Origin of the sequence: Pseudomonas sp. PA-1-3F (genome assembly GCF_021609665.1) — a bacterium.
Taxonomy (GTDB): Bacteria; Pseudomonadota; Gammaproteobacteria; order Pseudomonadales; family Pseudomonadaceae; genus Aquipseudomonas; species Aquipseudomonas paracarnis.
Map to the genome: position 1 here is coordinate 43,847 of NZ_WJZD01000009.1, position 12,473 is coordinate 56,319.

Consider the following 12,473-nt stretch of genomic DNA (forward strand, 5'->3'; position numbering starts at 1 on the left):
ACAGTAGCTCATCAATGAGCCTGCATTGCAGATTACACAAAGCAACCAGCAGCGCACGCACTCAATGATGGCAAATTGACGCCATTCACACATTTGCCAATTTTAGACAGCAGCGCCCGCCGCGCTTACTATCCAGGCACGTCTTTACAAGAGCACACATCATGACGGTTGATTGGATTTGCAAACATCACGACGACTTGGGCAAGGACCAGCTGTATGCCGTCCTGCGCTTGCGCAGCGAGGTATTCGTCGTCGAGCAGAAATGCGCGTATCAGGACATCGACGGGCAGGACCTGGCGGGTGACACCCATCACCTGATGGCCTGGCAAGATAATGAGCTATTGGCTTACCTGCGCCTGCTGGACCCGGAGTCCCAGGGCGGCGATGTGGTGATTGGTCGCGTCATCGTTTCGCCAGCGGCACGGGGCACCGGGCTGGGGCATCACATGATGGAGGAGGCGCTTGAGCGCATTGAGGATATCTGGCCGCAAACGCCGATTTTTCTCTCGGCCCAGGCGCATTTGCAGGGGTATTACGGACGATATGGGTTTGTGGTGGCGGGTGAGGAATACCTGGAAGATGATATTCCACATATTGGTATGCGGCGCGTCTGAGGGCGCCATCGCAGGCAAGCCAGCTCCCACATTGGACTGTGGGAGCCGGGCTTGCCCGCGATAGCGTCAGTCCTGCCAAAGCCGACCTTCAGGGATAGCCCAACACCTGCTTGATCGACGCCAGATTAGCCTCGATCCACCCCCGATCAATCGCCCCCCAGTCCCGAATCCGATAGCGCCCGGCATGGTGACGCGCACCGTCCTCCTGCTCGAACTCACACACAATATCCAGGTCGGCCAACGCCGCAATGGTGTCCTGGGCGGTACGCCGAGGCATGCCGGTGGCCTCGGTCAGCGCCGGGACGCTGCTGGCCAGTTGGCTGTCGATCAAGTACGCCACGTACAGGCGGCGGTAGAAGCTGCTTTTGGTCTTGCTCACATCCATGGTCAGTCGCCTTGGGGTTAGGGCTTGCCCTGCAAATCGCGCCAGGTGAGGTACACACGCAGGTCGAATTCCACCTGATGGTAGCCCGGCATCATGTATTGGCAGAGTTTATAGAACGCCTTGTTGTGGTCCGATTCCTTGAAGTGCGCCAGCTCGTGCACCACGATCATGCGCAGAAACTCCGGGGCCGCCTCCTTGAACAGCGAAGCGATGCGGATTTCTTTCTTGGATTTGAGATTACCGCCCTGCACCCGGGAAATCGTGGTGTGCAAACCCAAGGCACGATGGGTCAGGTCCAGGCGGTTGTCGAACAGCACTTTGTCGATAGACGGCGCGTTACGCAGGTGCTCCTGCTTCAAGGCCAGGGCATAGGCGTACAGGGCCTTGTCGCTCTGCACCGCATGGCGTTCGGGGTAACGCTGGTCCAGGTAAGCCCCTAACTGGTCCTTGGCGATCAGTTGGCGCACTTGCTCCTGAAGCGCAGCGGGATAGGCCTGGAGGTATTTCAACGCGGTCATGGGCTCTGCAACGCAATTGGGACGGGCGCCAGTGTAGCGAATTCAAAGCGCGCGAGGGTACGACCAGCCGGCAACGTCCTCGGCCATCAACGGCAGCGCAGCCCACGGCCCCTGGATATGGGCGCAGCCATTGGCCTTGAGCCACTGGGTTTGCTCAAGGGTCTCCACGCCTTCGGCGATCACCAGCACACCAAAATGCTCACACAGTTGGATGATGCTGCGCGCCATCGCCCCATCCCGCACCGAGCCAGGCAGGCGCGCCACCAGTTGAGGGTCAAGCTTGAGGGTGTCGAACGCCAAGTCGCGCAAATGGGCCAGGGAGCACTGGCCGCAGCCAAAATCGTCCAGGGCAATCCGCACCCCTATCCGGCGCAGTAACTGGAGTTGCTTGGTGGACTCGGCGAGATTGCTCATCAAGCAGTCTTCGCCGATTTCCACCTCCAGTTGTCGCGCCTGTAACCCATGTCGCTCCAGCATCTGCTGCAGTTGGTTGGCCAGGTTGGGCATGTTGAACTGGCTGCTGCTCAGGCTCACGCTCAACACCAGTTCGGGGTCGAAGGTGGCTTGCCAGGCCTGGCGCTGGGCGGCGACTTGCTGGTAGATCCAGGCACTCAACTGGTTGATCAACCGCGCCTCTTCCAGCAGTGGCAAGAACAGGCCCGGCGGCACATCGCCGACGCTGGGATGCTGCCAGCGCAACAGCGCTTCGACGCCGCGCAAACGCCCGTCTTCCAGAGAGACCTGAGGCTGGTACACCAAGGTGAAATCCTTGTTGGCGATGGCGGTACGTACACTGTCTTCCAGCATCAACCGCGAGCGGGCGCGGCCGTTCATTTCCTGGTCGTAGTAACGATACTGCTGACGGCCGGCGCGCTTGGCTTCGTACATGGCAATGTCCGCGGCCCGTAGCAGGCCGCTCAAGTCCGAGCCGCAATCCGGGAACGTCGCGATGCCAATACTGACCCCAAGCATCACCTCCAGACCATCGACCTGCTGGCACACCGATACCCGCTCGATGAGCTTTTCCGCGATCTTCGCGGCCTGCTCGGGAAACTCCAGCTCCAGCAACGCGGTGAATTCATCCCCACCCATGCGCCCGAGAATGTCGTAGGAACGCAGGCATGCTTGCATCTGCTCCGAAACCCACCGCAGCACGCGATCCCCGGCGTCATGGCCCAACGTATCGTTGACCCGCTTGAAGCCATCCAGGTCCAGGTACAGCAATACCAGCGCCTGCTCGCTACGTTCGCTGCGCAGCAACGTATTCTCCATCGCCTGATGGAAACCGCGCCGGTTCAGCAGCCCGGTCAGCGGGTCGGTCACGGCCTGGAATTCCAGTTGCTGATGCAGGTGACGCACTTCAGACATGTCTAGCACCGTCACCACCATTGCCTTCTGCTCCGCAGGCAAAGGCGCGCAGGACAACGCTACCGGCACTTGCTGGCCCCGACCGGTGCGCAAAATGGCATCGTGTTGGCGCCACGTCTCGCCCCGGCGATACGCCTCGTACATGGGAAAGCCCAACCAGGCTGGCACATGGGGCTTTTGCAGGAAACTGAGGAAACTTTCGCCCTGCAACTCAGCCATCGTTGCATTCAACAGCCGGGAAATGGCCGGGTTGGCGTACTCGATCACACTGTTTTCGCTCACCACCAGAATGCCCTCGGCGGCGTTATCCAGCACCGAGGCATTAAAAGCTCGGGCCAATTCCAGGTCATGGCTCAGGCGCTGCAAGGCACGGCGATTGCGCTGGTGCTCGAGCAACGCCTGCACCTTGGGCTTGAGGATGTGCGGGTCAAAGGGCTTGAACAGGTAGTCGATCGCCCCACTGGCGTAGCCTTCCAGCACCGCGTCGGGCGAATGGGCGGTGGCCGTCAGAAAGATAATCGGCGTCATGCGCGTACGCTGGCTGCCACGCATCAGGCGCGCCACCTCGAAACCGTCCATGCCCGGCATGCGCACGTCCAGCAGCACCAGGTCGACCTCGTGGGCCAGCAGTAACTCCAAGGCTTCCAGGCCAGACGCGGCGGTTATCACCCGCCAGTCGTCACGCTGCAACAGCGCACGCATGCTGACGAGGTTTTCCGGGTAGTCATCGACCACCAACAGAACCGAAATTGCATCGTCGTGTTGTGGAGCGCCATCCATGCTACGTCTCTTCCTTAGGGAGCTGCACCGGTCACTTTTGCTACCAAGGCCGGATAAACACTGAGGGCTCACTCTAGCCGCGCGGCCAAAAAAGCAGAAGTGACGTGGGTGCCCTCATTGTGCCAAAGGCCAGGAAGCCGACTAACGGTAAGGCCCTGTAGCCCGCGGTTCACGGGCGACATGGCTTTTTGACATTTAGCTGACGCCAATAAATTGCCAGCAATTGTTTAACAATCTCACCAGCACGGCCTATAAAGAACCTGGAAGGCCCTTTGGGCCAATGCCTACACCCTCTGTAAAAAGGCCAACACCATGATCGACCTTTCCACCTGGAACCTGAGCATTCCGGTCGGCTCCCCACCCACGACCATTGAAACGCCGAGGCTGCTGAGCGGCTTCAACGATCAATACTTCCAGGCCGAAGGCAGCGACGTGCAGTTCTGGACACCTGTGACGGGCTCGCGCACCGAAAACGCCATCTACCCACGCAGCGAACTGCGCGAAACCTACGCCGACGGCCGCCTGCGTAACTGGACCTACCCCGAGGCCGACAACTTCCTGCGCGCCACCCTCACCGTCAACCAGGTGCCCTCCTCCGGCAAGATCGTGATCGGCCAGATCCATGCCTACGACAGCCAGAAACCGCTGATCAAGCTGGAGTACCAATTCAAGGAGAAAACCCAGACCGGCAACATCGTCGCCAAAGTGCGCATGCGCCCGGACGAGGCCGAAAGCCAGGTGATCATCGTCGCCTCCAATGTGCCACTGCAGAAGAGCTTCACCTACGTGATCAACCTCAACAAAGCCGGGCTGCTGAGCGTGTATGCCGCTGACAGTGAGTGGAATGAACGGATTGGCGCGGCATGGGGTGACAAGCCGCTGTACTTCAAGGCGGGGGTGTATGTGCAGGACAATACGGGCGACACCAATGAGGGTGCGCGGGTGACGTTTGCGAAATTGGATATTGATCACGAGTGAATCGTCCCGTGAGACACAGGATTTTTCCCCGATAAACCCAACGTCTTAAACACACCGTTGCACCCTGTGGGAGCCGGGCTTGCCCGCGATGGCGGCGTATCAGCCAATATCCTCGGCGCCTGACACACTGCCATCGCGGGCAAGCCCAGCTCCCACATTGACCGTGCGTCGGCTCAAGGTCCGGTGTGGGTGCTACAGCACCGTTGCGACAAGCCAAAGAACGCCGTGGTTTCGGCGCTTCATCTGCAAGTTGATTAAATGGTGTCCATAAAAAAGCCCGCATCGCTGCGGGCTTTTATTAACACTTGAGGCTTAGTTCACCTTAGCGTTCAACTCACCTTTCAAATACCGCTGGTACATCGCTTCCAACGAGATCGGCTTGATCTTCGAAGCATTACCCGCAGTACCAAAGGCTTCATAACGCGCAATACACACATCACGCATCGCCGTCACAGTGGCGCCGAAGAATTTACGTGGGTCGAACTCGCTCGGGTTGGTCGCCATCAGGCGACGCATCGCACCGGTGGATGCCAGGCGCAGGTCGGTGTCGATGTTGACCTTGCGCACGCCGTACTTGATGCCTTCGACAATTTCTTCAACCGGTACGCCGTAGGTTTCTTTGATGTCGCCGCCGTACTGGTTGATGATCGCCAGCCACTCTTGCGGTACCGAGGAAGAACCGTGCATCACCAGGTGGGTGTTGGGGATGCGCTTGTGGATTTCCTTGATGCGGTCGATGGCCAGCACGTCGCCAGTAGGTGGCTTGGTGAACTTGTAGGCGCCGTGGCTGGTGCCGATGGCGATGGCCAGGGCGTCGACCTGGGTCTTCTTGACGAAATCGGCGGCTTCTTCCGGGTCGGTCAGCATCTGGCTATGGTCCAGCACGCCTTCGGCGCCGATGCCGTCTTCTTCGCCGGCCATGCCAGTTTCAAGCGAACCCAGGCAGCCCAGCTCGCCTTCAACCGAAACGCCGCAGGCGTGCGCCATGGCCACGGTTTGTTGGGTGACGCGTACGTTGTACTCGTAGTCGGTTGGAGTCTTGCCGTCTTCGCCGAGAGAGCCGTCCATCATCACCGAGCTGAAGCCCAGTTGGATCGAGCGCTGGCACACGTCAGGGCTGGTGCCGTGGTCCTGGTGCATGCACACCGGGATGTGCGGGAATTCTTCGATGGCGGCGAGGATCAGGTGACGCAGGAACGGGGCGCCAGCGTATTTGCGCGCACCGGCCGAAGCCTGGACGATCACTGGGGAGTCGGTCTTGTCAGCGGCTTCCATGATGGCGCGCATCTGCTCAAGGTTGTTGACGTTAAAGGCTGGGACGCCGTAGCCGAACTCGGCTGCGTGGTCCAGCATTTGACGCATGCTGATAAGTGCCATTGTGTTGTCTCTCCCGGTCGAGGGTCGTTAATCGTGCAAGCCTGCCGTAGCGGCGGCTGCTATTCAAGTTATTGCAGATCAAGGGGTTGAGCCTTGTGCTGCTGAATCGTTATTGCTGTTGGGTTCAGTTGGCTTTGCAGCCGCGCCCAATCAAATCATCCGTCGCTACCCAGTAAACCAGGCCTTCCTCACCTTTGGTGTGAAACGCCAACTGGCCGTCGCTGTACAGCACGCCCGAAGCGGCTACCTCTTGCTTGAGACGGTAAACCTGGTCCGAACCGCCGAGGCGTACATCCACTTCGGAGCGGGCCTGGTTGGCAAAGCGCCAGTTGACCTCGGCCTTGCTGTCGCAGGTCCAGGTGGTCCATTTGTCGGCTGGCTCTGCCTTGTCGAACAGGTTCATGCTGCTGCAGCCGGCCAACAGGGCCAGGGCTGCCAGGGCGAAAACGCCTTTCATTGCCAATCCTCGCAGGGCGACCTGGGGTCGCCGTTGCTATCGGTTAGTGGATCAGACCCGTCATGGGCAACCCTGTTCCTGACCGTTGGGCGCGGAGTCGTATTTCTCCAGCCGTTCGTTGCCGATGCGCTTGTTGATCACCGGCATGGTCTCGGCTTGCCAGTCAGCCTGGTAACAGCTTTTTCTCAACGGTGCCTTGGCGTTATCCGCTTCCGGCGCCGCGCTGGGTGTGCTGCCGCAGCCGGCCAACAGGCCCGCTGCGATCACCAGTGCCAACGACTTGATCATGGGAACGCTCCTTTTCCTGATCACGCGAGCCTTAACCTTTGGCTCGGGTTTCCAGCACTTCCACGGCTGGCAACACCTTGCCCTCGACGAACTCGAGGAAAGCGCCGCCACCGGTAGAAATGTAGGAGATCTGATCAGCCACACCGTATTTATCGATAGCCGCCAGGGTATCGCCACCGCCAGCGATGGAGAACGCCGAGCTTTCAGCGATCGCTTTAGCCAGCACTTTGGTGCCGTTGCCAAATTGGTCGAACTCGAATACGCCCACCGGGCCATTCCACAGGATAGTCTGGGATGCCTTGAGCAGCTCGGCGAAGTTGGCTGCCGTTTGCGGGCCGATGTCCAGGATCATGTCGTCGTCGGCCACGTCAGCGATAAGCTTGACGGTGGCGGCGGCGCTTTCCGCGAATTCCTTGGCAACCACCACGTCCACCGGCAACGGCACGCTGACCTTGGCAGCGATGGCGCGGGCGGTGTCGAGCAGGTCTGGCTCGTACAGGGACTTGCCCACCGGGTGGCCGGCAGCGGCCAGGAAGGTATTGGCAATGCCGCCGCCGACGATCAGTTGGTTGCAGATCTGGCTCAGGCTGTTGAGCACGTCCAGCTTGGTGGATACCTTGGAGCCGGCAACAATGGCCGCCATCGGTTGGGCCGGAGCGCCCAGGGCCTTGCCCAGCGCATCCAGCTCGGCAGCCAGCAACGGGCCCGCCGCGGCGACCTTGGCGAACTTGGCCACGCCGTGGGTCGAACCTTCGGCGCGGTGGGCGGTGCCGAACGCGTCCATCACAAACACGTCGCACAGGGCGGCGTATTGCTGGGCCAGTTCGTCGCTGTTCTTTTTCTCGCCCTTGTTGAAGCGCACGTTTTCGAACAACACGATATCGCCGGCTTTCACGTCCACGCCGCCCAGGTAGTCTGCGACCAATGGCACGTCACGGCCCAGGGCCTTGCTCAGGTACTCGGCGACCGGCTTGAGGCTGTTTTCGGCGGAGAACTCACCTTCGGTCGGGCGACCCAGGTGGGAGCAGACCATCACGGCCGCGCCTTTTTCCAGGGCCAGCTTGATGGTCGGCAGCGAGGCAAGGATTCGCGCATCGCTGGTGACAACACCGTCCTTGACGGGGACGTTGAGGTCTTCGCGGATCAGTACGCGCTTACCTTGCAGATCGAGGTCGGTCATCTTCAACACGGTCATGGGTCGCAGTTCCTGAATTACTGTTGAGGTTGTTTAGAAGCGATGTGCAGATAGTGTTCGGCAACATCCAGCATGCGGTTGGCAAAGCCCCATTCGTTGTCGAACCAGGCCAGGATGTTCACCAGCCTGGGGCCGGAAACGCGGGTCTGGCTGGCATCGACAATCGCCGAATGCGGGTCATGGTTGAAATCGCAACTGGCGTGGGGCAACTCGGTGTAGGCCAACAGACCTTTGAGCGGGCCGCTGGTGGCGGCGTCGCGTAGGATCCGGTTGACCTCGGCCGCGTCAGTGTCACTGACGGTTTGCATGGTGATATCCAGGCAAGACACATTCACCGTCGGCACCCGTACGGCTTTGGCCTGGATTCGCCCGGCAAGTTCCGGCAGCAGTCGCTCGATGCCGCGCGCCAGGCCGGTGGACACCGGAATCACTGACTGAAACGCCGAACGCGTGCGGCGCAGGTCTTCGTGGTGATAGGCGTCGATGACCGGCTGGTCGTTCATCGCCGAGTGAATCGTGGTGATCGACACGTAATCCAGGCCGATCGCCTGGTCCAGCAGGCGCAACAACGGCACGCTGCAGTTGGTGGTACACGACGCGTTGGACACCAGCAGCTCATCGCCGGTCAGGCAATCCTGGTTGATGCCGTAGACGATGGTCGCGTCGACATCCGCCTCGCTGGCCATCGGCTGGGAAAACAGCACACGCGGGGCGCCAGCGTCGAGAAAACGCTGGCCATCGGCACGGGTGTGATAGACACCGGAGCATTCCAGCACCAGGTCGACGCCCAGTGCTTTCCAGTCGATGCCTTCGGGGGTGGCACTGCGCAACACTTGCACGCAGTTGCCATTGATATGCAGACAATCGCCTTCAACCCGCACTTCGCCAGGGAAGCGGCCGTGGGTGGAGTCAAAGCGTGTCAGGTATTCGATGCTGGCCATGTCGGCCAAATCATTGATCGCGACAATTTCAAACCCGGCCGCCGCCCCTCGCTCGAACAGAGCACGCAAGACGCAACGACCAATGCGGCCGTAGCCGTTGAGTGCAACTTTGTAGGGACGCGGTTGGGGCATGGGGTTCTCGCATTGTGGGCGACACAAACCACTGTAGGAGCGAGCTTGCTCGCGAAGAACCTGAGAGCGCCGCGTTAAACCAGAAACGCTGCGTTATCGTTAACGATCTTCGCGAGCAAGCTCGCTCCTACAGTAGAGGCGGTGACCAGTAGGCCACCGCGTTAGCGCTTTAGTCTTCCAGCAACTCTTCAGCCTGACCCAGGATGTTTTCCAGGGTGAAACCGAACTCTTCGAACAACGCTGGCGCCGGCGCCGACTCACCGTAGGTGGTCATGCCGATCACGCGGCCTTCCAGGCCCACATACTTGTACCAGTAGTCGGCGTGAGCTGCTTCGATGGCAATACGCGCACTGACCTGCAACGGCAACACCGATTGCTTGTAGCCGGCGTCCTGGGCTTCGAACACGCTGGTGCACGGCATGGACACAACGCGAACGTTGCGGCCTTGCTCGGTCAGCTTGTCATACGCCTGAACGGTCAGGCCCACTTCGGAACCGGTGGAGATCAGGATCAGCTCCGGCTCGCCGATGCAGTCCTTGAGCACATAACCGCCACGGCTGATGTCGGCGATCTGCGCGTCGGTACGCACCTGGTGCTGCAGGTTCTGACGCGAGAAGATCAGCGCCGAAGGGCCATCCTTGCGCTCGATGGCGTGCTTCCAGGCCACGGCGGATTCCACGGCGTCGGCTGGGCGCCAGCAATCCAGGTTCGGCGTAGTGCGCAGGCTGGTCAGCTGCTCGACCGGCTGGTGCGTCGGGCCGTCTTCGCCCAGGCCGATGGAGTCGTGGGTGTAGACGTGGATCACGCGCTTCTTCATCAGCGCCGCCATACGTACGGCGTTACGTGCGTATTCCATGAACATCAGGAAGGTCGCGCCGTAAGGCACCAGGCCGCCGTGCAGGGACACGCCGTTCATGATGGCGCTCATGCCGAACTCGCGCACGCCGTAGTACATGTAGTTGCCGCTGGCGTCTTCGGCCGAGACACCTTTGCACCCCTTCCACAGGGTCAGGTTGGAACCGGCCAGGTCAGCAGAACCGCCGAGGAACTCAGGCAGCAACGGGCCAAAAGCGTTCAGGGTGTTCTGGCTGGCTTTACGGCTGGCGATAGTCTCGCCCTTGGCCGCGACTTCAGCGATGTAGGCCGAGGCCTTTTCCGAGAAGTCGGCAGGCAGGTCACCGGCCAGGCGGCGTACCAGCTCGTTGGCCAATTCAGGGAATTCGGCGGAGTACGCAGCGAAACGCTGGTCCCACTCGGATTCAGCCGCCAGGCCTTTTTCCTTGGCATCCCATTCGGCGTAGATGTCTGCCGGGATTTCGAACGGGCCGTGGTTCCACTTCAGTGCTTCGCGGGTCAGGGCGATTTCCGCGTCACCCAGCGGGGCGCCGTGGCAATCTTCTTTACCTTGCTTGTTCGGCGAGCCGAAACCGATGGTGGTCTTGCAGCAGATCAGGGTTGGCTGCGCGCTCTTGCGAGCGGTGTCGATGGCGATCTTGATTTCTTCCGGATCGTGGCCGTCGACGTTGCGGATCACCTGCCAGTTGTAGGCTTCGAAACGCTTTGGCGTGTCGTCGGTGAACCAGCCTTCGACTTCACCGTCGATGGAGATGCCGTTGTCATCGTAGAACGCAATCAGCTTGCCCAGGCCCAGGGTACCGGCCAGGGAAGCGACTTCGTGGGAGATGCCTTCCATCATGCAGCCATCACCCAGGAATACGTAGGTGTGGTGGTCAACGATGTCGTGGCCAGGGCGGTTGAACTGCGCGCCCAGGACTTTTTCCGCCAGGGCGAAACCAACCGCATTGGCCAGGCCTTGGCCCAGGGGACCGGTGGTGGTCTCGACGCCCGGGGTGTAGCCGAATTCCGGGTGGCCCGGGGTGCGGCTGTGCAGCTGACGGAAGCTCTTGAGGTCGTCGATGGTGACATCGTAGCCGGTCAGGTGCAGCAGCGAATAAATCAGCATCGAGCCGTGGCCGTTGGACAGCACGAAGCGGTCACGGTCGGCGAACGACGGGTTGCTCGGGTTGTGTTTCAGGTAGTCACGCCAAAGTACCTCGGCGATATCCGCCATGCCCATCGGGGCACCGGGATGGCCGCTGTTGGCTTTTTGCACGGCATCCATGCTGAGGGCACGAATGGCGTTGGCACGCTCACGACGGCTGGGCATCGCTGATCTCCTGGAGTTTGCTGAAAAGAAACGGAAAAAAGGACCGGCATTTTCCCTCAGCCACCGCCTGCGGGCAATGACAGATAGTCACTTGAGGGCGTTTTTCCTGTGCTTTGGGCATCAATCCCTTGCAGAAACCTTTAACCGGTTCGTCTAAAGGTTATAGCGACGGCTTATAACCGCCACTTATCGTTCAATATCAAAACTTTTTGATATTGGCCTTGCGAGGATCTACACCCGTCACTAGACTGCTGGCCTTATGAACCTACCCGTGCCCTCCTCCCTGCGTCCTGACGACGGCGATGAACTGGCTGCCTTGTGCAAGGCCGCTGGCGATCCGTTGCGCTTGAACGTACTGCGCGCACTGGCCAACGATTCTTTCGGAGTACTGGAGCTGGCGCAGATCTTCGCCATCGGCCAGTCCGGCATGAGCCACCATTTGAAGGTGCTGGCCCAGGCCGACCTGGTGGCCACCCGTCGCGAAGGCAATGCGATTTTCTACCGGCGTGCACTGCCCCATACCGAACTGCTTGGCGGCAAATTGCACGCTGCCCTGCTCGAAGAAGTGGATAACTTGTGCCTGCCCGGCGATGTGCAATCGCGTATCGGCCAGGTGCACGGGCAACGCGCCGCCGCCAGCCAGGATTTTTTCTCACGGGTGGCCGATAAGTTTCGCGCCCAGCAGGATCTGATCGCCGGCTTGGCCCAGTACCGCGAAAGCGTACTGGCGCTGCTGGACAAGCTGAGCTTCAGTGAAGAGGCCACGGCCTTGGAAGTCGGCCCTGGCGACGGCGGTTTCCTGCCCGAACTGGCGCGTCGCTTCGAGCAGGTCACCGCGCTGGATAACAGCCCGGCGATGCTTGAACTGGCGCGCCAACTCTGTGAGCGCGAAGCCTTGGGCAATGTGCGCCTACAGTTGGCCGACGCCCTGAGTGACACCGGCCTGCGAGCTGATTGCGTGGTGCTGAACATGGTCTTGCACCATTTCGCCGCACCGGCAGAAGCTCTCAAGCAAATGGCCGGGTTGCTGCACCCCGGCGGTAGCCTGCTGGTTACGGATTTATGCAGCCACAACCAGAATTGGGCCAAGGAGGCCTGCGGTGATCTCTGGCTGGGTTTTGAACAGGACGATCTGGCCCGTTGGGCCACCGCTGCGGGACTCGTTCCCGGGGAAAGCCTCTATGTAGGTTTACGTAATGGTTTCCAGATTCAGGTCCGCCATTTTCAGCGACCGGCTGGCGACACTCACCATCGGTAAATATCAGGAAAACAT

Annotated in this window: 12 protein-coding genes; 3 read left to right on the forward strand and 9 right to left on the reverse strand. The window is 60.4% G+C overall.

The annotated features are described in order from the left end of the window. The first annotated feature begins 161 nt into the window (after positions 1-161). Positions 162-614, forward strand: a complete 453-nt coding sequence (locus GIV26_RS08155) for a GNAT family N-acetyltransferase (RefSeq protein WP_034128903.1) — start codon at positions 162-164, stop codon at positions 612-614. An 88-nt stretch (positions 615-702) separates the two neighbouring features. On the opposite strand, the gene GIV26_RS08160 is transcribed toward GIV26_RS08155, so the two are convergent. From GIV26_RS08160 to GIV26_RS08170, 3 genes are read right to left on the reverse strand one after another with little or no spacing between them, the layout of a single operon-like run. Continuing rightward, positions 703-999: a winged helix-turn-helix domain-containing protein gene (locus GIV26_RS08160; protein ID WP_014720272.1), complete on the reverse strand. Its 297-nt coding sequence runs from the start codon at positions 997-999 to the stop codon at positions 703-705. A 17-nt stretch (positions 1,000-1,016) separates the two neighbouring features. After that, positions 1,017-1,517 (reverse strand): M48 metallopeptidase family protein, encoded by a 501-nt coding sequence (locus tag GIV26_RS08165; RefSeq protein WP_034128904.1) that lies wholly within the window; start codon positions 1,515-1,517, stop codon positions 1,017-1,019. Positions 1,518-1,559: 42 nt separating this feature from the next. Continuing rightward, the gene (locus tag GIV26_RS08170) at positions 1,560-3,665 is read right to left on the reverse strand and encodes a putative bifunctional diguanylate cyclase/phosphodiesterase (protein WP_236280030.1); all 2,106 of its coding nucleotides are present in this window, start codon (positions 3,663-3,665) and stop codon (positions 1,560-1,562) included. 312 nt (positions 3,666-3,977) lie between these two features. Between GIV26_RS08170 and GIV26_RS08175 the strand changes: the two genes are divergently transcribed. Then, complete coding sequence (locus GIV26_RS08175) at positions 3,978-4,643, forward strand: polysaccharide lyase family 7 protein (RefSeq protein ID WP_003194947.1); 666 nt, start codon at positions 3,978-3,980, stop codon at positions 4,641-4,643. Between the two features lie 312 nt (positions 4,644-4,955). Here the strand turns inward: GIV26_RS08175 and fba are convergent, their stop codons facing one another. The 6 genes from fba to tkt all read right to left on the reverse strand — a co-directional run bounded on the left by fba (position 4,956) and on the right by tkt (position 11,200). Next, positions 4,956-6,020, reverse strand: a complete 1,065-nt coding sequence (gene fba / locus GIV26_RS08180; protein ID WP_003177554.1) for a class II fructose-bisphosphate aldolase — start codon at positions 6,018-6,020, stop codon at positions 4,956-4,958. A 124-nt stretch (positions 6,021-6,144) separates the two neighbouring features. After that, positions 6,145-6,477 (reverse strand): MliC family protein, encoded by a 333-nt coding sequence (locus GIV26_RS08185; protein ID WP_054898180.1) that lies wholly within the window; start codon positions 6,475-6,477, stop codon positions 6,145-6,147. A 60-nt stretch (positions 6,478-6,537) separates the two neighbouring features. After that, on the reverse strand, positions 6,538-6,765 hold the full coding sequence (locus GIV26_RS08190) for a hypothetical protein (RefSeq protein ID WP_003194953.1): 228 nt from the start codon (positions 6,763-6,765) through the stop codon (positions 6,538-6,540). 31 nt (positions 6,766-6,796) lie between these two features. After that, positions 6,797-7,960: a phosphoglycerate kinase gene (locus GIV26_RS08195; RefSeq protein ID WP_003194956.1), complete on the reverse strand. Its 1,164-nt coding sequence runs from the start codon at positions 7,958-7,960 to the stop codon at positions 6,797-6,799. A gap of 17 nt (positions 7,961-7,977) precedes the next feature. Then, entirely contained in the window at positions 7,978-9,033 is a 1,056-nt protein-coding gene (gene epd, locus GIV26_RS08200; protein ID WP_003194958.1) for an erythrose-4-phosphate dehydrogenase, read from the reverse strand. Positions 9,034-9,202: 169 nt separating this feature from the next. Next, complete coding sequence (tkt, locus tag GIV26_RS08205) at positions 9,203-11,200, reverse strand: transketolase (protein WP_034128906.1); 1,998 nt, start codon at positions 11,198-11,200, stop codon at positions 9,203-9,205. Positions 11,201-11,459: 259 nt separating this feature from the next. On the opposite strand from tkt, the gene GIV26_RS08210 reads away from it, so the two are divergent. Next, positions 11,460-12,458 (forward strand): ArsR/SmtB family transcription factor, encoded by a 999-nt coding sequence (locus GIV26_RS08210; protein WP_236280032.1) that lies wholly within the window; start codon positions 11,460-11,462, stop codon positions 12,456-12,458. Positions 12,459-12,473 lie beyond the last annotated feature (15 nt).